Origin of the sequence: Comamonas koreensis (assembly GCF_014076495.1) — a bacterium.
GTDB lineage: Bacteria > Pseudomonadota > Gammaproteobacteria > Burkholderiales > Burkholderiaceae_C > Comamonas > Comamonas squillarum.
In genome coordinates this window covers 1,306,390-1,331,842 of sequence record NZ_CP043575.1, presented here as the reverse complement: position 1 = coordinate 1,331,842, position 25,453 = coordinate 1,306,390, and the positions used below count along the sequence as shown (strand labels likewise).

The 25,453-nt window shown below is 63.7% G+C and carries 24 protein-coding genes; 9 read left to right on the top strand and 15 right to left on the bottom strand.

The window, feature by feature from the left end; translation table 11 throughout:
- The first annotated feature begins 16 nt into the window (after positions 1–16).
- Both F0Q04_RS05995 and F0Q04_RS05990 read left to right on the top strand, forming a co-directional pair.
- The gene (locus F0Q04_RS05995; protein ID WP_182344911.1) at positions 17–1,795 is read left to right on the top strand and encodes an NAD(P)/FAD-dependent oxidoreductase; all 1,779 of its coding nucleotides are present in this window, start codon (positions 17–19) and stop codon (positions 1,793–1,795) included.
- A 235-nt stretch (positions 1,796–2,030) separates the two neighbouring features.
- Entirely contained in the window at positions 2,031–2,585 is a 555-nt protein-coding gene (locus tag F0Q04_RS05990) for a hypothetical protein (RefSeq protein WP_116926602.1), read from the top strand.
- 92 nt (positions 2,586–2,677) lie between these two features.
- Here the strand turns inward: F0Q04_RS05990 and F0Q04_RS05985 are convergent, their stop codons facing one another.
- From F0Q04_RS05985 to pyrC, 4 genes are all read right to left on the bottom strand, one after another.
- Positions 2,678–3,037, bottom strand: a complete 360-nt coding sequence (locus tag F0Q04_RS05985; protein WP_409935131.1) for a hypothetical protein — start codon at positions 3,035–3,037, stop codon at positions 2,678–2,680.
- A 353-nt stretch (positions 3,038–3,390) separates the two neighbouring features.
- On the bottom strand, positions 3,391–4,269 hold the full coding sequence (gene htpX, locus F0Q04_RS05980; RefSeq protein WP_116926604.1) for a protease HtpX: 879 nt from the start codon (positions 4,267–4,269) through the stop codon (positions 3,391–3,393).
- A 100-nt stretch (positions 4,270–4,369) separates the two neighbouring features.
- Complete coding sequence (locus F0Q04_RS05975) at positions 4,370–5,158, bottom strand: DUF3025 domain-containing protein (protein WP_232539520.1); 789 nt, start codon at positions 5,156–5,158, stop codon at positions 4,370–4,372.
- Between the two features lie 20 nt (positions 5,159–5,178).
- Entirely contained in the window at positions 5,179–6,222 is a 1,044-nt protein-coding gene (gene pyrC / locus F0Q04_RS05970) for a dihydroorotase (RefSeq protein ID WP_182344909.1), read from the bottom strand.
- 153 nt (positions 6,223–6,375) lie between these two features.
- Between pyrC and F0Q04_RS05965 the strand changes: the two genes are divergently transcribed.
- Positions 6,376–7,281 (top strand): amino acid ABC transporter substrate-binding protein, encoded by a 906-nt coding sequence (locus F0Q04_RS05965; protein WP_116926606.1) that lies wholly within the window; start codon positions 6,376–6,378, stop codon positions 7,279–7,281.
- A gap of 179 nt (positions 7,282–7,460) precedes the next feature.
- On the opposite strand, the gene F0Q04_RS05960 is transcribed toward F0Q04_RS05965, so the two are convergent.
- From F0Q04_RS05960 to F0Q04_RS05940, 5 genes are all read right to left on the bottom strand, one after another.
- Positions 7,461–8,198 (bottom strand): amino acid ABC transporter ATP-binding protein, encoded by a 738-nt coding sequence (locus tag F0Q04_RS05960; protein WP_021026656.1) that lies wholly within the window; start codon positions 8,196–8,198, stop codon positions 7,461–7,463.
- Between the two features lie 24 nt (positions 8,199–8,222).
- Positions 8,223–8,894 carry an amino acid ABC transporter permease gene (locus F0Q04_RS05955; protein WP_182344908.1) on the bottom strand — a complete coding sequence of 224 codons (672 nt, stop codon included), beginning with the start codon at positions 8,892–8,894 and terminating at the stop codon, positions 8,223–8,225.
- Between the two features lies 1 nt (position 8,895).
- Positions 8,896–9,651, bottom strand: a complete 756-nt coding sequence (locus F0Q04_RS05950; protein WP_021026658.1) for an amino acid ABC transporter permease — start codon at positions 9,649–9,651, stop codon at positions 8,896–8,898.
- A gap of 124 nt (positions 9,652–9,775) precedes the next feature.
- On the bottom strand, positions 9,776–10,675 hold the full coding sequence (locus F0Q04_RS05945; RefSeq protein ID WP_116926607.1) for an amino acid ABC transporter substrate-binding protein: 900 nt from the start codon (positions 10,673–10,675) through the stop codon (positions 9,776–9,778).
- Between the two features lie 294 nt (positions 10,676–10,969).
- On the bottom strand, positions 10,970–11,908 hold the full coding sequence (locus F0Q04_RS05940; protein ID WP_116926608.1) for a LysR substrate-binding domain-containing protein: 939 nt from the start codon (positions 11,906–11,908) through the stop codon (positions 10,970–10,972).
- Positions 11,909–12,188: 280 nt separating this feature from the next.
- On the opposite strand from F0Q04_RS05940, the gene F0Q04_RS05935 reads away from it, so the two are divergent.
- From F0Q04_RS05935 to F0Q04_RS05925, 3 genes are all read left to right on the top strand, one after another.
- Positions 12,189–12,773, top strand: a complete 585-nt coding sequence (locus F0Q04_RS05935) for a TRAP transporter small permease (RefSeq protein WP_182344907.1) — start codon at positions 12,189–12,191, stop codon at positions 12,771–12,773.
- On the top strand, positions 12,770–14,068 hold the full coding sequence (locus tag F0Q04_RS05930) for a TRAP transporter large permease (RefSeq protein ID WP_182344906.1): 1,299 nt from the start codon (positions 12,770–12,772) through the stop codon (positions 14,066–14,068). The genes F0Q04_RS05935 and F0Q04_RS05930 overlap by 4 nt, the downstream gene beginning before the upstream one ends.
- A 90-nt stretch (positions 14,069–14,158) precedes the next feature.
- Positions 14,159–15,196, top strand: a complete 1,038-nt coding sequence (locus tag F0Q04_RS05925; protein ID WP_116926610.1) for a DctP family TRAP transporter solute-binding subunit — start codon at positions 14,159–14,161, stop codon at positions 15,194–15,196.
- A 103-nt stretch (positions 15,197–15,299) separates the two neighbouring features.
- On the opposite strand, the gene F0Q04_RS05920 is transcribed toward F0Q04_RS05925, so the two are convergent.
- Positions 15,300–16,280, bottom strand: coding sequence for a Bug family tripartite tricarboxylate transporter substrate binding protein (locus F0Q04_RS05920; protein ID WP_116926611.1), 981 nt, complete (start codon positions 16,278–16,280; stop codon positions 15,300–15,302).
- Positions 16,281–16,930: 650 nt separating this feature from the next.
- Here F0Q04_RS05920 and F0Q04_RS05915 point away from each other — a divergent pair.
- Both F0Q04_RS05915 and F0Q04_RS05910 read left to right on the top strand, forming a co-directional pair.
- Positions 16,931–17,230, top strand: coding sequence for a hypothetical protein (locus F0Q04_RS05915; protein WP_116926612.1), 300 nt, complete (start codon positions 16,931–16,933; stop codon positions 17,228–17,230).
- Between the two features lie 248 nt (positions 17,231–17,478).
- The gene (locus F0Q04_RS05910) at positions 17,479–19,719 is read left to right on the top strand and encodes a protein-disulfide reductase DsbD family protein (protein ID WP_182344905.1); all 2,241 of its coding nucleotides are present in this window, start codon (positions 17,479–17,481) and stop codon (positions 19,717–19,719) included.
- 73 nt (positions 19,720–19,792) lie between these two features.
- Here F0Q04_RS05910 and F0Q04_RS05905 read toward each other — a convergent pair whose 3' ends face one another.
- From F0Q04_RS05905 to F0Q04_RS05885, 5 genes are all read right to left on the bottom strand, one after another.
- Positions 19,793–21,790 (bottom strand): family 2A encapsulin nanocompartment cargo protein cysteine desulfurase, encoded by a 1,998-nt coding sequence (locus F0Q04_RS05905; RefSeq protein WP_182344904.1) that lies wholly within the window; start codon positions 21,788–21,790, stop codon positions 19,793–19,795.
- 14 nt (positions 21,791–21,804) lie between these two features.
- On the bottom strand, positions 21,805–22,737 hold the full coding sequence (locus F0Q04_RS05900) for a family 2A encapsulin nanocompartment shell protein (protein ID WP_182344903.1): 933 nt from the start codon (positions 22,735–22,737) through the stop codon (positions 21,805–21,807).
- 61 nt (positions 22,738–22,798) lie between these two features.
- Positions 22,799–23,077, bottom strand: a complete 279-nt coding sequence (locus tag F0Q04_RS05895; protein WP_182344902.1) for a helix-turn-helix domain-containing protein — start codon at positions 23,075–23,077, stop codon at positions 22,799–22,801.
- Entirely contained in the window at positions 23,074–24,024 is a 951-nt protein-coding gene (epsC, locus tag F0Q04_RS05890) for a serine O-acetyltransferase EpsC (RefSeq protein ID WP_182344901.1), read from the bottom strand. Before epsC ends, F0Q04_RS05895 begins: the two co-directional genes overlap by 4 nt.
- A gap of 50 nt (positions 24,025–24,074) precedes the next feature.
- The gene (locus F0Q04_RS05885; protein WP_182344900.1) at positions 24,075–24,548 is read right to left on the bottom strand and encodes a rhodanese-like domain-containing protein; all 474 of its coding nucleotides are present in this window, start codon (positions 24,546–24,548) and stop codon (positions 24,075–24,077) included.
- Between the two features lie 344 nt (positions 24,549–24,892).
- On the opposite strand from F0Q04_RS05885, the gene F0Q04_RS05880 reads away from it, so the two are divergent.
- Complete coding sequence (locus F0Q04_RS05880; protein WP_182344899.1) at positions 24,893–25,453, top strand: hypothetical protein; 561 nt, start codon at positions 24,893–24,895, stop codon at positions 25,451–25,453.

Sequence of the window (25,453 nt, the reverse complement as noted above, 5' to 3'; positions counted from 1 at the left end):
TTGATAGGTACAAGCCATGATCCGGATCGCAGAACTCAAACTCCCCCTCTCGGCGGTGCCTTACCACCCCGACAACCACACCGAATACGCGCCCCAAGAGGCGCTCACCCAGCTCGCAGCGCAGCGCCTGGGCCTGCAGCCCGCAGCCATTGCCCAGCTGCAGGTGCACAAGCGCAGCTTCGATGCGCGCAAGTCCGAACTGCTGGCCGTCTACATCGTCGATGTGGCCTTGGCAGATCCCGCGCAGGAAGCGGCCTTGCTCGCGCACTTCGCGGCAGACTCGCATGTGAACCCAACGCCCGACATGTCCTGGCACCCGGTGGGCCAGGCGCCTGCCGATATGCAGGATCGCCCGGTGGTGGTGGGCTTTGGGCCCTGCGGCATTTTTGCAGCGCTGGTGCTGGCGCAGATGGGCTTCAAGCCCATCGTGCTGGAGCGCGGCAAGACCGTGCGCCAGCGCACCAAGGACACCTGGGGCCTGTGGCGCAAGCGCCGCTTGACGCCCGAATCGAATGTGCAGTTTGGTGAAGGGGGCGCCGGCACCTTCTCGGACGGCAAGCTCTACAGCCAGATCAAGGACCCGCGCCACCTGGGCCGCAAGGTGATGCAGGAGTTCGTCACCTACGGCGCGCCGCCGGAGATCCTGTTCACCGCCCACCCGCACATCGGCACCTTCAAGCTGGTCAAGGTGGTCGAGGGCATCCGCGAGGAGATCGTGCGCCTGGGCGGTGAGATCCGCTTTGAGCAAAAGGTCACTGATGTGCTGGTCGAAGGCGATGACCGCCAGCTGGTAGGCCTGCAGGTGCTGGATCAGGTTAGTGGCGATAGCTACACCCTGCCAGCGCGCCACGCGGTGATGGCACTGGGCCACAGCTCGCGCGACACCTTTGCGATGTTCTACGAGCGCGGTGTGGCGATGGAGGCCAAGCCCTTCTCGGTGGGCTTTCGCATCGAGCACCCGCAAAGCGTCATCGACCGCGCCCGCTGGGGCAAGGATGCCGGCCACCCGCTCTTGGGCGCGGCCGACTACAAGCTGGTGCACCACGCCAAGAATGGCCGCGCCGTCTACAGCTTTTGCATGTGCCCGGGTGGCACCGTGGTGGCCGCCACCAGCGAGCCCGAGCGCGTCGTGACCAATGGCATGAGCCAGTACTCGCGCGCCGAGCGCAATGCCAATGCTGGCATGGTCTGCGCGATCAGCCCCGAAGACTACCCGCAGGACGCCGAAAGCTTTGCCTGGGCCTTTGGCGGCAAGACCTATGGCGTGGAGACGCAGGCGCCGGGCGCCTTCCATCCGCTCTCGGGCATCGTGCTGCAGCGCCAGCTGGAGTCCAAAGCCTATCTGCTGGGCGGCCAGAACTACAGCGCGCCCGGCCAGCTGGTGGGCGATTTTGTCGCAGGCACGCCGTCCACTACCTTTGGCACCGTAGAGCCCTCGTACAAACCCGGCATCACGCTGGGCGACCTGCACCAGGCCCTGCCGGCCTACGCAATTGAGGCGATGCGCGAGGCCCTGCCCGCCTTTGGCAAGAAGATCCGCGGCTATGACATGCGCGATGCCATCCTGACGGGGGTCGAGACCCGCACCTCGTCCCCAGTCAAGATTGGCCGGGGTGCCGATTTTCAGAGCGACAACACGCGCGGCCTGTACCCGGCTGGGGAAGGCGCCAGCTACGCGGGCGGCATTCTGTCAGCGGGGGTTGATGGCATCAAGGTGGGTGAGGCGGTGGCCTGCGCCATTTTGGGGCTGGCCGTGCCGTCGTCGGGCTCGCGCGGCTCGGGCGGCGCACTGTAGTGTTCAAAGCGTTGGTAGCGATTCGGGCATGGCTACGGCGCCGTGTCGGCGTGGCGGTCTTCGACCTCGGCGGACAGCGCAGGTTCCGCCAAAATCCGGCAAAAACACTTAAGAACAACTTAACAAACCGCATCTTGGTTCGTTGAGGCCTATACGCTACAAACGCAGCTATCCTTTCTCAGCGCATCCTAGAATTTTGGATTGTTCTGCCGATATTGCTGAAGGAGGGAGCCCCATGTCCGTACCGATCCACCCCGCGCTGAGCGCCTGCCTGGGCGCGGCCTTGTGCTTGAGCTGCGCGATGGCCGGGGCCTCCAGCCATGACAGCCAGACCCCCAGCAACCCATCTGCACTGTCGGGCTGGAGCGTTGGCTATTCACCCTATACCTACCACTACTCCAACGCCAAGAAGCAACGTGATTTCGAGCCCGATGACGAGCGGCACAAATATGTGTGGCTGATCAATGCCGAGAAAAAGCTCGACGACCACCAGCTGGCCGGCTTCGCCTATTTCAGCAATTCCTTTGGCCAGCCCAGCCAATACGCCTATTACGGCTGGCAGTTCCAGCCGCTGTCCAGCTCGCCGCAGCTGTTTGTCAAGCTGACCGGCGGAGTGATCCACGGCTACCGCTTCCCCTACCACCGCAAGATCCCGCTCAACAACAAGAACGGCTGGGGCGTCACCGCCATCCCTGCGGTGGGCTGGAACTACAACGAACACTGGGGCGGCCAGCTCAATGTGCTGGGCAAGTCCGCACTGATGTTTCAGCTGAACTACACGATGCGCTGACCGGCGCAGCGGCCCAGGCCCCAAGCGGGACTCAGGCAGGCAAGGGATAGAGGGGGCAGGAGACCGGGGGCCAGCCACGCGGCCCCAGCGCCTCAGCGGCGTTCCCAGTGCCCGCCCCGCGCTTGCCAGCCGTGGGGGCCGCGCACCCATTCGCGGGGCACCCAGCGGTCTCCATGGTGAGGCGGCGCAGCCCAGCGGCCTTCACGCCAGACATAGCGGCCACCGCTCCAGTCCCAGAAGCCGCCAATCCAGACCTGGGTCGCGATCGGCGCCACCGCAACCGGGGCGGGCTCATAGCGCAGGGGCGGTGGCGCTTCGCTGGACACGACCACGGCCCCGCTATTGCCATAGGCATAGGGCTCGGCCGGTGCGACAACGCAGCCGGTCACCAAGGTGGCGACCGCCAGGGCGCCAGCACACAAAGCGGCCGAACGCTTAGGGATGCGCTGCAAAACCCTCGCCAAGCGGGATGGACGCGGATCGGGATGAGACGCAAGGCGTCTTTTGCAGTCAATAGCCGTAGCTATTGACAAGGAAGACAACGCAGCGGATCGCCCGAGACCGCGTTCAGACCACGGCAGGGAGTTTTGCAGAGGGTCTCTAGAGCTGGGAGTGTGCGACATGGTGTATCTCCAGTCATTGCAAGAACTCCATTGAAGGCGCGCCAGCTTAACGCCCGGTGAGCGGCGCGTAAATCAGCGGTAAAAGCGGGTTCAAACATGCCAGTGAAACGCCGGCCAGCCGCCCATCGCCCACAAAAAAAGCACTGCCGAGGCAGTGCTTTGGTGAGGCGGCCAACCGGGCCTTATTGCACCGGGTTGTTTTGCAGCGCGGCCACACGCTCTTCGATCGGTGGGTGCGAGCTGAACAGCTTGCCCAGGCCGCCGGTGATGCCCATGGCCTGCATGCTTTGCGGCAAGGTGCCAGGGTGCATGCCACCGAGGCGGTGCAGCGCATTGATCATCGGCTGCTTACGGCCCATCAGGCGGGCGGCACCGGCATCGGCGCGGAACTCGCGCTGGCGCGAGAACCAGGCCACGATGATGGCGGCCAGGAAGCCAAAGACGATATCGAGCACGATGGTGGTGATCATGTAGCCAATGCCAGGGCCCGAGCTTTGCTCGTCATTGCGGCGCAGAAAGGAATCGACCGCATAGCCGATGACGCGCGAGAGGAAGACCACAAAGGTGTTCATCACGCCCTGGATCAGCGCCATGGTGACCATGTCACCATTGGCCACGTGGGCCACCTCGTGGCCGATGACGGCCTCGACCTCTTCACGGGTCATGCCTTGCAGCAGCCCGGTCGAGACGGCCACCAGGGCCGAGTTCTTGAAAGCGCCGGTCGCAAACGCGTTGGCCTCGCCCTCATAGATACCGACCTCGGGCATCTGGATGCCGGCCTGGTCGGAGAAGCGACGCACGGTCTCGACAATCCAGGCCTCGTCAGCGCTTTGGGGCTGGTTGATGATCTTGACGCCCATGCTCATCTTGGCGATGGGCTTGCTCATCAGCAAGGAGATGATGGCGCCGCCAAAACCCATGATGAAGGCAAAGCCGAGCAGCGCCCCGAGGTTCAGGCCATTGGCAGTCAGGTAGCGGTTGACACCGAGCAGGCTGGCAACAATGCCCAGCACCACAACCACGGCGATGTTGGTCGCCAGAAAAAGGAACATTCGTTTCATGGGGTCGATTCTCCAAGGAGGGGAACACAGTGCTCGATAGCTGGGGGCAATGTCTTGCGAATTCAAGACCTTACCTCCACTTTATGGCGACGGCGGGTGCTTATGATATTTGTGGCCGTCGGGCCGAGCGAAATACGTCTGGGTCATCGTAGAAGGAAACATGCTGGTTTTCCTGGCACCATCCCGGAACGCCCAGCACCGGCAAGGGCGCGAAGGGCTTGCCCGCCAGGTGCGCAGCGTCCAGAGAATCGGCGATGACCGCGTCGATATTGTCCACCATCGGCCAAGGCTGCGGGGGGCAAAAAACATGCGCGGTGATTGGTTTTCTGGGGCTGATGAGCTTTTCCAGCAGCGCATGGCCGATGACGAGGAGCTGCGCCTGCTGCCACAGTGGCCGCAGCTCGACAAAGAGCCGCTGCCATTGGCGCTGCTGCAGCGCCTGCCACAGCGCTGCGGGCGCCAGCAGCACAGCGCCGTTTTCATCGAACAAGGTCAAGGCATCACGCAAGGGTCCCCGGCTGGCCCCGACGCCGCCCGCTTGCGCAATGGCCTGGGCCTGCAAGGCATTGAGCCGTGCCTTGGTGCGCGCAAAGCGCTGCCAGACCAGGCCGTTGAGCCCGTCATGCATGTGTTCGCGGGTGGGCACGCAGCCGCTGCGGGCGATAAAGCTTTCATAGGCCTCGCTCGCAGGCAGCGCCGACTGCGGCACAAAGCGCCGGCCGCAATCGCCCAGGCGGTTGAGCAGATCGGGCATGGCCAGGCCCTGACCATCCAGCGCGCGGATCTGCAGGCCCAGCGCCCGGTAGGGCTGCAGCCAGGGCGCCTGCCAGTCCAGCGAGGACCAGCCCGGCGCGGGCCGATCCTGTGCAGTGGCCTCGCGGTTATCCACGCATTAAATGATAAAAACGCTCAGTCTGCCAGCTTCCAGGGCAGCGCTTCACCCGAGCGCAGCGGCTTCAAATCCGCCTGGCCAAAGGGGTAGGACTCGGGCGGGGTCCAGGACTCGCGCACCAGCGTGATGCGGTCGGTATTGCGCGGCAGGTTGTAGAAATCCGCGCCATGCAGGCTGGCAAAGCCTTCGAGCTTGTCCAGCGCCCCGACCTTGTCAAAGGCCTCGGCATACATCTCGATAGCGGCATGGGCGCTGTAGCAGCCGGCGCAGCCGGTGGCGTGTTCCTTGAGCTGGGCGGCATGCGGCGCGCTGTCGGTGCCCAGGAAGAACTTGGGGTTGCCACTGGTGGCCGCCTGCACCAGCGCCAGGCGGTGCTCCTCGCGCTTGAGCACGGGCAGGCAGTAGTAGTGCGGTCGAATGCCACCCGTAAAGATCGCGTTGCGGTTGAACAGCAGATGCTGGGGCGTGATGGTGGCGCCGACAAAGCAGTCGCTCTCGGTCACATACTGGGCCGCTTCGCGCGTGGTGATGTGCTCGAACACGATTTTCAGCTCGGGGAAATCGCGGCGCAGCGGCACCATGTGCTGGTCGATAAAGGCCGCCTCGCGGTCGAACAGGTCCACATCGCTGCCGGTCACCTCACCGTGCACCAAGAGCAGCATGCCTTCGCGCTGCATCGCCTCCAGGGTCGGGTAGATCTTGCGGATATCGGTCACGCCATGGTCGCTGTTGGTGGTGGCACCAGCGGGGTAGAGCTTGCAGGCCACAACGCCGGCAGCCTTGGCGCGCACGATCTCCTCGGGGGCGAGTTTGTCCGTCAGGTACAGGGTCATCAGCGGCTCGAACTTCAGGCCCTGGGGGATGGCCGCCACAATGCGCGCCTTGTAGGCCTGGGCCAGCTCGGCGGTCGTGACCGGGGGCTTGAGGTTGGGCATGACGATGGCACGGGCAAATTGCCGCGCGGCATGGGCCACGGTGGTGGCTAAGGCGGCGTCATCGCGCAGATGGATGTGCCAGTCGTCGGGTCGGATGATGCTGATGGAAGAGGGTGCGGTGCTCATTCCGCCATTGTCGCACCGGTCATGCCGGCGTCATCACAGTCCCCGAGCATTGGATAAAGGTAACTCAATGTTAAGGGTAGGTGCCCATAGAGTACACAGTCTCTATGCGTATCATAGACAGCTGTAGGAATTCTTAATCAAGGACTGTGCAACATGTGGCTAAACCATATTTTTCGCGGCGCTGTGCTGCTGTGCCTTGCCAGCAGCAGCCTGGCTCAGACCCCTTTGCCCGACAGCTGGGACAAGATCCGGGAGGCACAGCGCATCACCGTGGGCTACCGCCCCGACGGCCTGCCTTTTGCCTACGAGATGGGCGAGACCAAGAAACCAGTGGGCTACGCCATCGACATCTGCCAGGCGCTGATTGCCAAGCTCCAGCAGAGCATGGGCCTGGCCAAGCTCGATATCCAGTACCGCGCCATCAATGGCCAGACCCGCTTTACCGACCTGTCCAGCGGCGCCATTGATGTCGATTGCAGCAACACCACCAACACCAAGGACCGGCGCGAGAGCAAGCATGTGTCCTTCAGCCTGCCCTATTACATCGCTGGCGTGCGCATGCTGGTCAAGTCTGACAGCGGCATCAACGAAGTCGATGACCTCTCGGGCAAGCGCGTGATCACCACCAAGGGCACCACGTCGCTGCAGGTGCTCGAGCGCCGCGTGGCCATCAATGGCCTCAAGATCCAGCACAGCGAGTGCCTCACCCATGACGCCTGCTTCAAGGCCGTGCAAGCGGGCACGGCCGATGTCTGGCTGATGGACGACATCCTGCTGGCGGCCCACCGCGCGCAGTCAGACAAGCCCGAGCAGGTCAAGCTGATTGGCAAGCTGATGTCGATCGAGCCGCTGTCGCTGATGATGCGCGACACCGACGTGCGCATGAAGAAGGTGTTCGACGCCGAGATGCGCGTGCTGTCGCAGAACTACGAAATCACGCGCCTGTACAAGAAGTGGTTCGAGTCGCCGCTGCCGGGCAAGAGCTTTGCACTGAACGTGCCGATGTCCTACCTGCTCACCGACATGCTGCGCTTCCCCAGCGACAAGTTCGACAACTGACCGTTCGGGGGCCGCGTTCTGCGGCCCCTGCCCTCCCACCAGCTGCTGAGCCACGGCGCTCACCGCCAAGCCTCCCAGCATGCGTCTGTCCACGGGAGGCCAGCCCCCTCCCCCCATTAACTTTGCCGATAAAAAATGGCCGCATAAGCGGCCATGGTTGGGTGCGAGCTGCGCTGCAATCAGTGCTGCAGGATCTTGCCCAGGAAGTCCTTGGTGCGGGGCTGGCGCGCATCGGGGTTGCCGAAGAAGTCTTCCTTGGAGCAGTCCTCCAGGATCTTTCCGCCCACGTCCATGAAGATCACGCGGCTGGCCACCTTCTTGGCAAAGCCCATTTCGTGCGTCACGCACATCATGGTCATGCCTTCGTGGGCCAGGCCGATCATCACGTCCAGCACTTCGCCAACCATTTCAGGGTCCAGTGCCGAGGTGGGCTCGTCAAACAGCATCACCGAAGGGTCCATCGACAGCGCACGGGCAATGGCCACGCGCTGCTGCTGGCCGCCCGAGAGCTGGCCGGGGAACTTGTCCTTGTGCGCCATCAGGCCCACGCGGTCGAGCATCTTCAGGCCCCGGGCCTTGGCATCGTCGGCGCTGCGGCCCAGCACCTTGATCTGCGCGATCGTCAGGTTCTCGGTCACCGACAGGTGGGGGAACAGCTCGAAATGCTGGAACACCATGCCCACGGTGCTGCGCAGCTTGGGCAGGTCGGTCTTGGGATCGTGGATGGCCGTGCCGTTGACCCAGATCTCGCCCTTCTGGATGGGTTCGAGCGCATTGATCGTCTTGATCAAGGTCGACTTGCCCGAGCCCGAAGGACCGCAGACCACCACCACTTCGCCTTTGGAGATGCTGGTGGAGCAGTCGTTGAGCACCTGGAAGCTGCCATACCACTTGGAGACATTCTTCATTTCAATCATTTGGATATCCTTTGTATTGCCGCATCAGCGAATGATGGCGATCTTCTTGTGCAAACGCTTGACGAACCACGACAGCGTAAAGCAGATGATGAAGTACAGCACAGCAGCGGCCAGATAGGCCTCGACCGGACGGCCGAAATTCTTGCCTGCCACCTCAAAGCCCTTGAGCATGTCGTAGGCGCCAATGGCATAGACCAGCGACGTATCCTGGAACAAGATGATGGTCTGCGTCAGCAGCACCGGCAGCATGTTGCGGAAAGCCTGGGGCAGCACCACCAGACGCATGTTCTGGCCATAGGTCATGCCCACGGCCTGACCGGCATACACCTGGCCACGCGGAATGGACTGGATACCGGCGCGCATGATCTCGGAGAAGTACGCGGCCTCGAACGCCACGAAGGTGATAACCGCTGACATCTCCGCCCCGATGGGCTTGCCGATCAGCAAAGGCACCAGCAGGAAGAACCACAGAATCACCATCACCAGCGGCACCGAACGCATGCCGTTGACATAGATGGTGGCCGGCACCACGAGGATCTTCTTGCCCGACAGGCGCATCAGCGCCAGCAAGGTGCCAAAGAAGATACCACCCAGGGTGGCCACGATGGTCAGCATCACGCTGAACATCAGACCCTTGATGATGAAGTTCTGGATCAGGTCCCAGTTGTAGAACGAAAAATCAAGATTCAAATTCATCTCAGTGACCTCCGGAGCCGCCAGCGGCAATGAAGCCCGGGATACGGCTCTTCTTTTCAATGAAGGCCATGATGCGGTTGATCACGAATGCCGAGATCATGTACAGCGCGGTCACCGCCAGGTAGACCTCGATGCCGCGAGAGGTTTCCTCTTGCGCCTGCATCGCGAACAAGGTCAGCTCGGCCACCGACACGGCAAAGGCCACGGACGAGTTCTTGAAGATGTTCATCGACTCGCTGGTGAGCGGCGGAATGATGATGCGGTAGGCCATGGGCAGCAGCACATAGCGGTAGTACTGGAAGGTCGTGAAACCCAGCGCCATACCCGCATAACGCTGGCCACGGGGCAGCGCCAGGATACCGGCACGCAGCTGCTCGGCAATACGCGCCGAGGTGAAAAAGCCCAGCGCCAGCACCACCAGCAGGAACCCAGGCACTTGCTTGAGTGCGGGGAAGATGGCGGGCACGACGTGGTACCACAGGAAAATTTGCACCAGCAGGGGGATGTTTCGGAACAACTCCACCCAGGCATTGCCCAGACGCACCGTCCAGGGCCGGTCAGGCAGGGTACGCAAGGTACCGATGATGGAGCCCACCACCAGCGCGATCACCAGCGCACACAAGGAAACGGAGATAGTCCATCCCCACGCAGACAACAACCAGTCCAGATACGTGACATCGCCGTTTTTACCGAAACAGCCCTGCACGACCTGGCGCTCAATCGTGTCTTCACAAAATACTTGCCAATCCCAATTCATAGGACTACCTCTTTTTTTGTCTTTGTAGCAATGTTTGGTGCCTGGTCGCAACTGACAGAAACCAGTACCAACAAAAACGCCCCCCCAAACCCCAGGCTGGAAGGGCGGTACCTAAATGGTGTGCTTACTTGACTTCGTAGGCTTCCATGGGCTTGTCGTTCGGGTTGGCCCAAGCATCCTTGGTTGCAGCCGACAGCGGCAGGCCCACCTTCACGTTGTTAGGAGGGATAGGTTGCATGAACCACTTGTCGTACAGCTTCTCGAGCGAGCCGTCCTTGATCTGCCGCACGATGGAGTCGTCCACAGCCTTCTTGAAGGCGGTGTCGTCCTTGCGCAGCATGCAGGCGATCGGCTCGACCGACAGCACTTCGCCGACGACCTTGTAGTCAGCAGGTGCCTTGGACTTGGAGATGTTGGCGGCCAGGATGGAGCCGTCCATGATGAAGGCATCGGCGCGGCCAGACTCCAGCATCAGGAAGCTGTCCGCGTGGTCCTTGCCCATGACTTCCTTGAAGGTCAGGCCATCAGCGCGCTTGTTCTTGCGCAGGGTCTGCACCGACGTGGTACCGGTCGTGGTCACGATGGTCTTGCCGTTGAGGTCCTTGATGCCGGTGATGCCGGAGTTGGCCTTCACAGCGATGCGCACTTCTTCCACGTAGGTGGTGAAGGCGAACGCAGCATCCTTTTGGCGCGACTGGTTATTGGTGGTGGAGCCGCACTCCAGATCCACGGTACCGTTTTGCACCAGCGGCACGCGGTTTTGCGAGGTCACGGGCTGGTACTTGATGTCCAGCTTGGCCAGGCCCAGCTGCTTTTGCAGGTCGCTTACGATGTGCTCAGCCATCTCGGTGTGGAAGCCAACATACTTGCCGTTACCCAGCGTGTAGCCCAGGCCCGAAGACTCGCGCACACCCAGGGTGATGCTGCCAGACGACTTGATCTTGGCCAGCGTATCGCCCGCTTGCGCAAACGCGCTACCTGCAGCAACCGCTGCGACCGCAAAAGCCAGCAAATGTTTCTTCATCATCAGACCTCCAGATAAATCAATTAAGTGGTCGACTATGGGCCTCAACAGACGCCAAAGCGACAACTGACACGCTACGTATTGTGCAGTCCGTCCAGATAATGCCAGCAAACTGAGCAGTGCAATTATCCGGAAAATTACCAATGAATTGCTAACAATTCATAGCCTTTTTCGAACAAATCGCGTACATCTAACCAACTGCAACACGAGCAATCCGCAAGCATTGCACAGAAAATTTAAGCCGCATATTAGAAATTACCCTGCAAATCCAATTTATCTATATTCTTATAGACATCATGGATTATGTGCGGCGTTGCGGGAGACGAGGTAGTCCCACAGGGCCTGCGCGCCAGTCTTGACCGCATCGCTGGACTGGGGCTTTTCCCGGTAGGCGCGCACATCCATTGCCACTTCCCACTGCGCTGAGCTGGGGTAGTCGGCACGCACGAGCTTCTTGGCCTTGAGCTCCTTCTTGGCCGCGCTCTGCGGCAAAAAGGCCAGACCATGCCCTTCCATCGCCATGGCCTTGAGCCCTTCGGCCATGTCGGTCTCGTAGACGCGGTCCAGATACGCGGGCTCAGGCGCCTGCTTGAGGGCCAGGTCCGTGACGCGGCTGAGGTAGGCCCCCGGCGCGTAGCCCAAAAACGGCAGCGGCACGTCCGCCGCTCCGGGCAGCAGGAAAAGCGGCAGGCCATCGAGCCCGGGCTTGCAATAAGGCGCCATCACCTCGCGGCCCAGGCTCACCATTTCATAGCGTTGCGGGTCCAGCTGGATGGGCTGGGATTCATGGTGGTAGGCAATGAGCAGGTCGCAGCCGCCCTCGACCAGGCGCATCACCGCATCGTGCACATTGAGCGCGATCAAGCGGCTCTTGAACAGGCCAAAGTCATTGCGCAGGCCCGACACCCAGGTGGGGAAGAAGGTAAAAGCCAGCGTATGCGGAACGGCAAAATCGATGATGTCCTTGCCCGAGGACGAGTGCACACGCAGCATCGCGCGCGTGCTCTGCACCGCCTGCAGGATCTCGATGGCCTGGTTGTATAGCGTCTTGCCCGCGGGCGTCAGCCGCGTCGGGTAGGAGCTGCGGTCCACCAGATCGGCCCCCGCCCAGGACTCCAGCGCCTGAATCCGCCGAGAGAATGCCGGCTGGGTGACATGGCGCAACTGCGCCGACCGGCTGAAACTACGCGTCTCCGCCAGACTCACAAAATCTTCAAGCCACTTGGTTTCCATCCGCGCATTATCCACACGCCAATGGCAGTCCGCTGCAAGTGGGCAGGCCCGATGCCAGGCCGACGCCCGCAACGCAGGCGACTGCAGCGCGCCATCCCCGGGAAATGGATGGCTTGCAAGCCGTTCTTTCAAGGCCATAATCGGGCCCCACTGGCCCACCCGCCAGGCGCGGCGCTGCCGCAGATACCGATCTATCCGATACCGATGGTCCGCTCACAAGGCGGTTTGTGTTTTCCGCATTCACCCTTGGCTCTGCCGAGCCCTCTCGCGACCGGTTGTTATGGCATCACCCTCCCCTCATGCTTCGGGCCGCAGCAGCGCTGCCCCTTCCACCACGCTCCCCAGCGAGCCCGCACCCGCCAAAGGGCTGTGGCTGGAGGACTGGCTCACGGTCGTGATCATGGCGCTGTTGGCGCTCATCACCTTTGCCAACGTCATCGTGCGCTATTTCACCGACGGCTCCTTTGCCTGGACCGAAGAGATCTCGGTGTTCCTGATGATCTTGCTGGCCATGGTGGCTGGCTCGGCCGCGGTGGCGCGCAACCTGCATATCCGCATCGAGTACTTTGCCGAGCGTGGCGACGCGCGCCGGCGCAAGGCCTTTGCCCGCTTTGGCGCGTTGACGGTGGCGCTGCTGTTTGCACTCATTTGCGTGCTCAGCATCCGCGTGGTGGTTGATGACTACCGCTACGAAGAGACCTCGCCGGGCATTGGCGTGCCGCAGTGGTGGTACTCCATCTGGCTGCCGGTGTTCTCGTCGCTGATCACCGTGCGCGCACTGGGCCTGTTCCTGCGCCAGGGCCGGGCCAGCTTCGCCCATGTGTTCTCCGAAGACAGCGACGCTGCCTCCAAGGAGCACGCATGATTGCCACCCTGCTCTTTATCGGCTTTATCGCGCTGATGCTGCTGGGCGTGCCCATTGGCGCTGCGCTGGGCCTGGCCGGCGCCGTCGCCATTGCGCTGGCCAATGCCGACGCGCAATGGTTTGGCCTGCTGGCCATTCCGCAGAACTTCTACGCCGGCCTGGGCAAGTACCCGCTTCTGGCCATTCCGATGTTCGTTCTGGTGGGCTCGATCTTCGACCGCTCCGGCGTGGCGCTGCGGCTGGTCAACTTTGCGATTGCCATCGTTGGACGCGGCCCGGGCATGCTGCCGCTGGTGGCCATTGCCGTGGCCATGTTCCTGGGTGGCATCTCGGGCTCGGGCCCCGCCAATGCGGCAGCAGTAGGCGGCGTGATGATTGCCGCAATGAGCCGCGCTGGCTACCCGGGCAGCTTTTCGGCCAGCGTGGTCGGGGCCGCAGCTGCCACCGATATCCTGATCCCGCCGTCGGTGGCCTTCATCATCTACTCGGTGCTGGTGCCCGGTGCCTCGGTGCCGGCGCTGTTTGCAGCGGGCATGATACCGGGCATTCTGGCGGGCCTGGCGCTGATCGTGCCGGCGGTCTGGATGTCGCGCAAGCACAAGATGGGCGCGCTGGAAGCGCGCCTGCCCCGCCCCGAATTCTGGAAGAGCCTGCGCGAAGCGGCCTGGGGCCTGGCCGCGCCGGTGCTGATCCTGGGCGGCATGCGCATGGGCTGGTTCACGCCGACCGAAGCGGCCGTGGTCGCGGTGTTCTACGGCCTGTTTGTCGGCATGGTCGTGCACCGCACCATCGGTGTGCGCGATCTGTTCCCGATCCTGCGCGAAGCTGGTGAGCTCTCGGCCGTGATCCTGATCGTCGTGTCGCTCGCTGGTATCTTCGCGTTCTCGCTGTCGACCCTGGGCGTGATCGACCCGATCACCAACGCCATCGTCAACTCGGGCCTGGGCGAATGGGGTGTGATGGCCCTGCTGATCCTGATGCTGATCACCGTGGGCATGTTCCTCGACGGCATCTCCATCTTCCTGATCTTTGTGCCGCTGTTGATGCCCATCATGCAGCACTACCACTGGGACCCGGTCTGGTTTGGCGTGATCCTGACCCTGAAGGTGGCGCTGGGCCAGTTCACTCCGCCGCTGGCGGTCAACCTGATGGTCAGCTGCCGCATTGCCGGCGTGCGCATGGAATCGACCGTGCGCTGGGTCGGCTGGATGCTGTTTGCGATGTTCTGCGTGATGGTGCTGGTCATCGCCTTCCCGCAACTCGCACTGTGGCTGCCCGCCAAGCTGGGCTACTGATTGGAGCCCGGGCCGGGTACAGGCGCACAGCCCTGCACCCGGCTCCTGGATTTGCAAAGATTTCCCCTTGAACCACCCGGAGACAACACCATGAAAACCCGTCAATTCCTTGCCACTGCCTTGGCTGCTGCTGCGGCGCTGAGCTTTGCCGCGCCCGCCGTGCAAGCCCAGAGCAACTACAAAAGCGAGTACCGCATGTCGCTGGTGCTGGGCACGGCCTTCCCCTGGGGCAAGGGCGGCGAGATCTGGGCCAACAAGGTGCGCGAGCGCACGCAGGGCCGCATCAACATCAAGCTCTACCCCGGTGTGTCGCTGGTGCAGGGCGACCAGACGCGCGAGTTCTCGGCACTGCGCCAGGGCGTGATCGACATGGCCGTTGGCTCCACCCTGAACTGGTCGCCTCAGATCAAGGAGCTGAACCTGTTTGCGCTGCCGTTTCTGATGCCCGACTATGCAGCGGCCGACGCGCTGACCCAGGGCGAGCCCGGCAAGCGCCTGTTTGCCCGCCTGGAAAAAGCTGGCGTGGTGCCACTGGCCTGGGGCGAGAACGGCTACCGCGAAATCTCCAACTCCAAGCATGCGATCAAGACCCCTGCCGACATGAAGGGCCTCAAGATCCGCGTGGTCGGCTCGCCGCTGTTTGTCGACACCTTCAGCGCGCTGGGCGCCAACCCCACGCAGATGAGCTGGGCCGATGCGCAGCCGGCGATGGCCAGCGGCGCCGTCGACGGCCAGGAAAACCCGGTGGCTGTCTACCAGGCGGCCAAGCTCAACACCGTGGGCCAGAAGTACCTGACCCTGTGGGGCTACATCAACGACCCGCTGATCTTTGTCGTGAACAAAGACATCTGGGCGAGCTGGAGCAAGGCCGACCAGGACATCGTACGCCAGGCCGCCATCGAAGCCGGCCAGGAAGAGATCGCCATTGCCCGCAAAGGCATGATCGAGGCGGGCAAGCCGCTGGTCAAGGAGCTGAGCGCCAATGGCGTCACCGTCACTGAGCTCAGCGCTGCCGAGCGCGAAGCCTTTGTGAAAGCCACCCGCCCGGTGTATGACAAATGGAAGCAGCAAGTGGGCGCCGACCTGGTGACCGCCGCCGAGAAAGCGATTGCGGCCCGCAAGCAGTAAGAGCAGCACCCTCCAAAAGCAAAACCACCGGGGTTGCGCCGGTGGTTTTTTTGTGGGCGCTGCTACAGAGCACCCCTGCGCACTGGCGCTAACGCCACTGTGTTTATTCGATCTTGAAGCCGGTCGTCTTGACCACCTGCTTCCAGCGGTCGGTCTCGGCCTGGATCTCCTGCGCAAAGCTCTCGGGGCTGGTCTTTACCGGGATGTAGTCGTACTGCTTGAGCTTGGCCAGCACATCGGGCATCTGCATGACCTTGTCGATGTTCTGCGACAGTGCCGCGACGATCTCCTTGGGGGTACCCTTGGGCGCGAGCAAGCCGGCCCAGGAGCTGAACTCCATGTCCTTGATGCCCAGCTCGACCAAGGTCGGCACATCGGGGAAGGACGCGGCGCGCTGGGGCAGCACCACGGCCAAGGCCTTGACCTTGCCGGCCTTGATCATTTCCACGGCAGCAAAGGAGTCGAACGAGAAATCCACCTCGCCGGAGACGACGGCCTGCATCTGCGGACTGGTGCCCTTGTACTGCGCATTGATGATCTGCGGCGCCTTGATCACCTGCTTGAATTGCTCGGTGATCAGGTTAATGATGGCGCTGCCCGACGAGGCCGTCAGCGGCTTGTCCTTGTTTTGCGCCAGCGCGATCAGCTCTTGCAGCGTGTTGGCGGGCAAATCCTTGCGGGCAATGATGATGAAGCCCACCGAGCAGACCTTGGCCACCGGCGCAAAGCTGGCGGCCGCCTCATAGGGCGCCTTGTAGATCACCGGGCTCAGCGTCTGGGCACCCGCGGTATTGAACAGCAAGGTGTATCCATCGGCCTGGGCGCGGGCCACTTCGCCGGTGCCGATCATGCCGTTGGCGCCGCCCCGGTTGTCGATGACAAAGGAGGCCTTCATCAGCTCGCCCATCTTCTGCATCACCAGCCGGGCCACCACATCGGTGGTGCCGCCTGCGGCAAACGGCACAATCACGCGCACGGGCTTGTTGGGATAGGCCGCTTGCGCCTGGGCCCACTGGGGCACGCTGGCGGCGCCCGCAGCGGCGGCGAGGGTGGTGAGGAAATGGCGGCGCGCAATCATGTCCATGCAATGTCTCCTGTGGCTGTCCTATTGTTGTCGGCCCATTGTGGGCAGCACCGCGCGGGCTGTCTAATACTTGCCAGCAATGCCACCATTCGCAGGCGCTATCGCGGCATGGTTGCACAGCGTGGACGGGCTGCTGCCCAGCAGGGGCTCCCGTCTGTCTCCCAGGCGTCTTGGCCAGGGCCCGCGCGGGCCTTGCCACGGCGCCAGCAACTGACGGCCTAACGAGCCGGCCATTAGTGCCGATATCAGCACTGCAACGGAGTCAAGGCATTCGCACGGCAGGGCATCACCGCCCCCCTGGGTGGCGCCCACCTGGCCGCTCATGCCCAAGGCGCTCTTGATAGATTTTTATAATAGTTTTTCTCTACTTTATCTCAAAAAAACATAGCCAATTTATACCCCTGGTAAATACCCTAATCTAGGGTTAACACCAGGGTTAGCTGTCACATATTTGTAAAAGTTCCAAGCTAATTCACATTGATTTCGGAACAATCAGTTTGATTTTTGGCTATTTATCGAAGATAGATACCAATATAAACTTCATTCCATCGTTAAACAAAAGCGGTATGGCCAGCAAACAAGTTGGCCGATACCGCAAAAGACGACGCGAGTCGACCACCAGGCCGAACGCAATCCCAAAGGAAAGAAAAATGAACGCACGTATTTTCGCTATCGCCGCTACTCTCGCCCTGGGTGCTTCCGTTGCCCAAGCCAATCCTTTTGAAGGCGACCAAGCCATCACCCCCCAAGCGGCTGCGACCAGCGCCGTGAGCCGCGCCGATGTGCAAGCCCAGCTGGCTGAAGCCCGCAAGACCAACACGATGATTGCCCAAGGCAACCAGTCGACCGTGAACGCCTACGAACTGGGCAAGGGCCAACTGAGCCGCGCCGAAGTGACCCAGGCTGCCCGCCAAGCGCTGGCCAACGGCTCGATCCTGGAAGGCGAATAAGCTTTTCCCCCTTGCCGGCAGCCACTGAGCCGGTAGGGCATCCACGGGACGGCGCACACACTCACCGCCCCTTGGGAACAGGCCACTGCGATGCAGTGGCCTTTTTTGCGTCTGTGCGTTGGGGCTGCGGTGCTGGCACCCAGCGGCTTCCAGGCCGCTACCAGCGAGCAAGCCGCACAGGTTCTATGATGCGGGAACCTCTCCACGTATCTGTCCTCTCACCGCCAGACAAACAGGTACCACGCGATATGCCCCATGCTTTCCTGCGCCGCTCGATAGGAGCGCTTTTTTTTACACTGCTGGCCCTCGTGCTGAGCGGCACGGCGCTGCATGCCCAGGCCCAGATCAAGCTCCAGATCGGCAGCGGCGCCAGCGCTCCCGCGATGGACACGGCCTCCGGCCCCGCGTCGAGCAGCGTGGTGACCACGCCGCGTGTGCGCGCAGAGCTGGTGGCACTGGCGCCGCAGGGCATCGAACCGGGCAAAAGCATTGAACTGGGCCTGCTGCTGGACCACCAGCCCGACTGGCATACCTACTGGACCAATCCCGGCGACTCGGGCCTGCCCACGCAGTTGCAATGGCAGCTGCCGCCGGGCTGGGATGCCGGCGAAATCGCCTGGCCCACGCCCCACCCGATTCGGGTCGGTACCCTCGTCAACTACGGCTATGAAGGCCAGGTGCTGCTGCCCGTTACCGTGCAGATCCCCAGCCATTTCTCGGCCGATGCGCGCGATGTGACGGTGCGCCTGCACGCGAACTGGCTGATCTGCCGCGTCGAGTGCATTCCTGAAGAAGGCCAGTTCAGCCTGACCATCCCGACCAAGAGCAGCACCGCGCTGCTGGCGGATAGCTTTGCAAAAGCCCATGCCCAGGCGCCGGTCGCACTGCAAGGCAGCAGCCAGGCCACGGTCGATGGCGAGACGCTGCAGCTGCGCGTCTCCGGCCTGCCCGCTGCTCTGCAGGGCCAGAGCCTGCAGGTACTCAGCGAGAGCCCCGACACCTTGCACCATGCGATGCAGGACGGCAAGGATTTCCACCAGCAATGGCAAGGCGCGGACTGGACGGCCGTGGTGCCGCTGTCGGCCAACCGGGGCCAGACGCCGCAAGACATTCCGCTGGTGCTGACCACCGACCAGCACCGCGCCGTCGATGGCGCCATCGGCTGGCGTACCGTGGCGCCCCTCAGCGGCCAATGGCAGGCCGCTGCTGTGGCCCAGGTCTCACCAGAGCTGGCCGCTGCGCTGGCCAAGAATGCCCAGGCATCCGCCCCCGCCGCGCCGGCCTCTTCGGGCAGCCTGTGGCTGGCGCTGCTGGGCGCGCTCATCGGCGGCCTGATCCTGAACCTGATGCCCTGCGTGTTCCCGATCCTCGCGCTCAAGGTGCTGGGCTTTACCGCGCACGGCAGCCAGCTGCGCGAGCAGCGCCATGCCGGCCTGGCCTATACCGCGGGCGTGGTGCTGTCGTTCCTGGCCCTGGGCGCGCTGCTGCTGGCGCTGCGCTCGGCCGGCCAGCAGCTGGGCTGGGGTTTCCAGCTGCAGTCGCCGCTGGTCATTGCGGCGCTGGCGGCGCTCTTCACCGTGATCGGCCTCAACCTGGCGGGCATGTTCGAGTTTGGCAGCTTTGTACCCAGCAGCTTGGCGGGCAAGCAGGCCAAGAGCCCGATCAGCAATGCCTTTTTGAGCGGCGTGCTGGCCGTGGCCATTGCCTCGCCCTGCACCGCCCCGTTCATGGGCGCGTCGATGGGCCTGGCCGTGAGCCTGCCGGCCGCCGAGGCCCTGCTGGTGTTTGCCGCGCTGGGCCTGGGCATGGCCACCCCCTATCTGCTGGCCAGCTGGATCCCTGCGGTGGTGCGCTGGCTGCCGCGCCCGGGCGCCTGGATGGACACCTTCCGCCGTGCGATGGCCTTTCCGATGTTTGCCACCGTGGTCTGGCTGGTCTGGGTGCTGGGCCAGCAAAGCGGTATCGATGGCGCAGCCACCTTGCTGGCGATGCTGGTGCTGCTGGCCGCGCTCGTCTGGGCGCTGGGCCTGCAAGGGCGCGCGCGCTGGGGCTTTGCGGTGCTGTCGCTGGCCGGTGGCCTCTACCTGGCCACCGCCATGGGCCACAACCTGACCACGCCTGCGCCTGCGCCCGGCCAACAGGCCAGCGGCGCGCTGTGGCAGGCCTGGTCGGCGCAGAAGGTGGGCGAGATCAATGCCACCGGCAAGCCGGTGTTTGTCGATTTCACCGCCGCCTGGTGCGTCACCTGCCAGTACAACAAGCGCACTACCCTGAGCGACAGCCAGGTGCTCGCCGCCTTCGAAGGCAAACAGGTGAGCTTGCTGCGCGCCGACTGGACCCGCCAGGACCCTGCCATCACGCAGGCGCTCAATCAGCTGGGCCGCAGCGGCGTGCCGGTCTATGTGCTGTATGCACCGGGCAAGGCGCCGCAGATCCTGTCCGAGGTGCTGAGCGTCAAGGAAGTGGTGGACGCGATCACACAGCTTTAAGACCTCTCCCAATGAGAAAAGCGCCGGTTGTGCCCGGCGCTTTTCGTTTCTGCAACGCAGAACAAGCTGCCGATCAGCGCCGCTGCGCCGCCAGCTTGCGCACCTCGCGCACCAGCTGGTCGACCTCGTCAAAGGTGTTGTAGAAGGCCAGCGAGGGCCGCACGGCGGTCTCGACCCCAAAGCGGCGCAGGATGGGCTGGGCGCAATGGTGGCCGGTGCGCACGGCAATGCCTTCGGCGTTGAGCGCCTGGCCCACCTCGTCGGTGCTGTAGCCCTCCAGCGTAAATGCCAGCACGCTGGCCTTGCCCGGCACGGTGCCGATCAGGCGCAGCCCCGGGACGCGGGCCAGCTGCGCCATGCCATAGTCCACCAGCGCATGCTCGTAGCGGCTGATCTGCGCGATGCCGATGCGCTCCACATATTCGAGCGCCGCGCCCAGGCCCACCGCATCGGCGATGTTGCCGGTGCCCGCTTCAAAGGTATTGGGCAGCGGCTGGTAGACGGTTTTCTCAAAGGTCACATCGGCAATCATGTTGCCGCCGCCCTGCCAGGGCGGCATGGCCTCCAGCACCTCGCGCCGGCCCCAGAGCACACCAATGCCGGTGGGTGCAAAGATCTTGTGGCCTGAGAAGACAAAGAAATCCGCGCCCAGCTCCTGCACATCGACAGGGGTGTGCGCAATCGACTGCGCGCCATCAATCAAGGTCGTGATGCCCCGGCGCTTGGCGATCTCCACCACCTGCTTGACGGGCACCACTGTGCCCAGCACGTTGGAGACATGGCCGATGGCGACGATCTTGGTGCGGTCGTTGATCAGCTTCTGGTACTCATCGAGCCGGATCTGGCCCTGGTCGTCGACCGGTATCACCCGCAGCCGGGCGCCCTTGGCTGCGGCCAGCTGCTGCCAGGGGACGATGTTCGCATGGTGCTCCAGGTGGCTGATGATGATCTCATCGCCTTCGCCCACATTCGCCCCGCCCCAGGCCTTGGCCACCAGGTTGATGGCCTCGGTGGTGCCGCGCACAAAGACCACCTCGCGCGCCTCAGGGGCGTTGATGAAGCGCCGCACCACCTCACGGGCATGCTCATAGGCATCGGTCGCCCGCGCGGCCAGCGTATGGGCTGCGCGATGGATGTTCGAGTTCTCATGCGCATAGAAATGGCTGATGCGCTCGATCACCTGGCGCGGCTTGTGCGTGGTGGCCGCATTGTCCAGCCAGACCAGTGGCTTGCCGTTGATGCGCTCGGCCAGGATCGGAAAGTCGCGCCGCACCGCCTGAATGTCAAAACCGGGATGGCGGTCCTGCTGCGCAGCCACAGGCGCCGCATCGGCATGCGGATGCGGCTTGGCTGGCGTCACAAAGCCACTGGGCAGCGGCACGGCATGCACAAAGTAGTACTGCGGCGCAGCGCCCGGCACCGGAGCGGGGTGGGCCTGGTGGCCCAGAGGCGCCACGTCGGCACCACGTGGCCCACGCAAATCGATGCCGTTCAGATGGCTATCGGGCGCAGTACGGCGGGCCTGGTCGGCCAGCGCCTGCAACGATGCACCACTGCTGTCCGCAGGTGCAGCTGCAGCTGACGGTGGCTCCAGAAAATAATAACCAGCGCCAGGGGTAGAAGCAGAAACGGGTGCTGCCACCGCCTGGGATGCACTGGCTTGCGGTGCAGCCGCATGGGGCACCCCTTGCACCAACCCGCCCAGGCGCGGCTCATAGGCGGGCAGCGTGGCCAGCACGCTATCGGGCACCCCATTGCCGGCTGCGGCATGGGGCAGCAAGGCCGGGGCGCGGTGGGCCAGCGACAGCACTGGTGTGGGCGATGCGGGCAACAAGTTGCTGCCCGGCAGCACGCCCGCAGAGATGGGGGTGCCCGGCACGCTGGGCCCCAGGCCCGCCGGGCTGGCCAGCGGCGAGCCCGGCGGAGCAATGTTCACCGGCGCCTGCACACCCGGCGGCAAGCCGGGCGCGCCGGGCCGCTCGGCAAACAGCGCGGTGGCCAGCTGCGCGAGCAGCTCGGTGGAGATGGGCGCGCCCGATGGCTCGGGCAGGCCGGATACGGCGGAAACCATGGCGGCTCCTTTGCTCACTTGTAGGTATCGGGGTAGTCGTGGTACTTGTTGATCTCCACGTCATCGAGCACAGCCAATGCATCGGGCGTGTGCACCGCCAGCGAGCAGTACAGCGAGATCAGGTACGAGGCAATCGCATGGTTGTTGATGCCCATGAAGCGCACCGACAGGCCCGGGCCCTGCTCGCCGGGCAGGCCGGGCTGGAACAGGCCAACAACGCCCTGGCGCTTGTCACCCACGCGCAGCAGCAGGATCTTGGATTTGCCGTCCGCCACCGGCACCTTGTCCGAGGGGATCAGCGGCACACCACGCCAGGTGATGAACTGCGAGCCAAACAGGCTGACCGTGGGCGGTGGCGTGCCGCGGCGCGTGGCCTCGCGGCCAAAGGCGGCAATGGTGAGCGGGTGGGCCAGGAAAAATGCCGGCTCCTTCCAGACCTTGGTCAGCAGCTCATCGAGGTCATCGGGCGTGGGCGCGCCGGTCAGCGGGAAGATGCGCTGGTCTTCCGCCACCTGGGCCAGCAGGCCGTAGTCGGGGTTGTTGATCAGCTCGCTTTCCTGGTTCTCCTTGATGGTCTCGATGGTCAGGCGCAGCTGCTCCTTGATCTGGTCATGCGGGCTGCTGTAGAGGTCGGAGACCCGGGTGTGCACATCCAGCACGGTGCTGACGGCGTTGAGGAAGAACTCGCGCGGCTGCGCGTCGTACTCGACAAAGGTGCGCGGCAGCTGGTTCTCATGCGTCTTGGCGGTGCAGGCCACCCGGATGTCCTCGGGGTTTTTGACTCGGTTGAGGCGGTAAATACCCGCCTCGACCGGCACCCATTGCAGCAGATGCGTCAGCCAGCGCGGGCTGATCGTGGAAAGCTGGGGAACGGTCTTGGTGGCGTTGGCTAACTGCCGTGCAGCACTGTCGCCCAATGCGGTCGTGCCGCCTACATTCGCTGTCATATTTCTCTCCGGTTGCGCGTGTGAATGAACAGGAAAATCATCGCTGGCGGGCGCTGGCGCCTCAACCGGCTATCGCCGCCAAGCGCCGCATGTGCTGGGCGCGCACCAGGTTGTGCTGGTGCAGCTCCTCGCCGCGCAGTACCAAGGTGGACTGGGGCACCTGCAGCGCCTGGGCCAGCTTGCCGATGGTGGCCAGCGACACTGCCACCTGGCCGCGCTCGACCTCACCGACATAGGAGCGGTTCAGATCGGCCTGCGCAGCCAGCTGCTCCTGCGACCAGCCCATGGCCTCGCGCGAGCGGCGCACGGCCAGACCGAAATGGTGGGAGAAATCATTCATAGCGCAGCCTCCTCGGCGGGCAAGGCGGGCTCGCTCCGGGGGCGCTGTGCGAGGGTCTGCGCAGCGGCCTGCAGCGACGCCTGGGTCACATGGGCACCGGCGGCCACGCTCTGGGTCAGCCAGACATTGCCGCCAATGACGGCGCCAGCGCCCAGCGTGACGCGGCCCAGAATGGTCGCACCCGCGTAGATCACCACGCCGTCTTCGACGATCGGATGGCGCGGCTGGCCCTTTTGCAGATGGCCCTGCTCGGTCTGCACAAAGCGCTTGGCGCCCAGGGTGACGGCCTGGTAGATGCGCACCTTGCGGCCGATCACCGCCGTCTCGCCCACCACCACGCCGGTGCCGTGGTCGATGAAAAAGCCCTCGCCAATCTGCGCGCCGGGGTGGATGTCGATGCCCGTCTCGCTGTGCGCGAGCTCGGCCACGATGCGGGCGAGCAGCGGCAGCTGCAGTGCATAGAGCTGGTGCGCAATGCGGTGGTGGATCAGCGCCAGCACGCCGGGGTAGCACAGCAGCACCTCGTCGACGGTGCGGGCAGCCGGGTCGCCCTCATAGGCCGCCTGCACATCGCTGTCGAGCAGGCGGCGAATGCCGGGCAAGGCGAGTGCAAACTGGCGCGTCAAGGCCTGGGCCTGCTCCTCGGTGCCTGCGGGGCTGCGCTGGGTATAGCGCAGCTCCAGCGCAATCTGGGTCTGCAGCCGGTGCAAGGCGGCATCGAGCGTATGGGCGACATAAAAGTCCTCGCTCTCCTGCAGCAAATCATGCGGACCCAGCCGCATCGGGAACAGCACGCCTTTGAGAAGATCCAGGGTCTGGGCCAGCGCATCGCGCGAGGGAAACTCGCGCCCGCCGGGCTCCTGGCTGCGCTGGTGGGACTCGCGCCACTGGCGTCGCTGCTCGGCCAACTGTGCGGCCACTTCTTGGATGGGAAAAGGGGTGGTCATGGGGTGCCTTCTTAGGGGTTCAACGCGCGCTCATGGAGAGGGGCAGGGTTTCAGTCCTGCACCCAGGGCAGCTGGTGGTAGCGCCAGCCATCGCCGTGACCGCGCTGCTGCAGCGCATCCAGCTCGCCTTCAAAACCCTCTTGCACATTGAAGACATGGCGGAAGCCCGCCGCTTCGGCCGCCTGGGCCGCCAGCACCGAGCGCTTGCCGCTGCGGCACAGCAGCAGTGCCACGGCGTCCTTGCCGCCGTGGGCGGCCAGGCGCGCTTCGAGCTCGCGCACAAAGCGCGGGTTGCGGCTCAGCGCCGTACCCGTCGCCCAGGGGACATGGATGCTGCCGGGCACATGGCCGACAAAATGGCGCTCCTCGGCCGAGCGCACATCGACCAGCACCGCCAGCTGCTGCTGCACCAGTAGCCAGGCCGCCACCGGCGGCACGCTGCCGGCATAGCCCAGGGACTGCTCCTGCGCCGCTCTCCAGGCTGCATCCAGTACATCGGGCAGGCTGATATCGGTTGTCGTCATAAAACGCCTCTAAGGTCAAATGGATGGGGATAGCCACCAATTTAGGCCGCTGGACGCCGTTGGAACAGGAATATAAATGCGCTTGTACATGCGTTTTTCACATATACGAGGCCCACCGCCTGCGGCCTGCGCCTATAGATCTATGTGCTGAATAAGGCTATATTGAAACCAGGGTTAAGCAGTGGACTGCTGCCATTCAGCCAAGGTCTGCTGTGCACCTCTGCTGCCGCAGTGCAACAGGCCAAGTGCTGCGGTCCTTCCTCAAAACAGGGCTGCAATGCCCGCTGTTGGCACCCTGCACGGTGCTGGCAACCGGCAATGACAGCCTCCTATAGGAGACAAAGATGGCTGTCATTACCCATTCCCATGATCTGCATTCGTCCACCCAGGCCGGGAGCCCCCACCGGCGCCATGTCAGCGCCAAACGCGTGTGTCTGGGGATCGTGCTGCTGTGCGTGGCCATCGCCGCGCTGGCCCTGCCGCTGGTGCGCGACGGACTGCAGCTGATCCAGACCCAGCTGCACTGGCCCGCGCTGTCTGGCTGGCTCGCCCAGGCGCCCATGGCCAGCTGGCTGATGATGTTTGTCTGGGGTGCGCTGGTGCCGCTGTCCTTGATCGCGATGCTGCGCCACCACCGCAATGCGCTGGGTGTCGTCGTCGCGCTGGCCTTTGCCGCCGTGGCCGTCGTCTGGTATGTGCACATGCCCGCCCAATCGGGGTGCGCCGCGCAGTACAAGGACAGCATCTGGTGCTCGGTCATCGCCTGGGGCTACAGCCTGAGCCTGGGTATCAGCAACGCCGTCTACCTGTTTGCCCTGGTGATGGCCTTGCTCGGCGGCATCAGTGTGGCCGCGATTCCTGAGGACGATGAAGAAGACACGGGGCCCCAAGCGGGCCGCCCATGA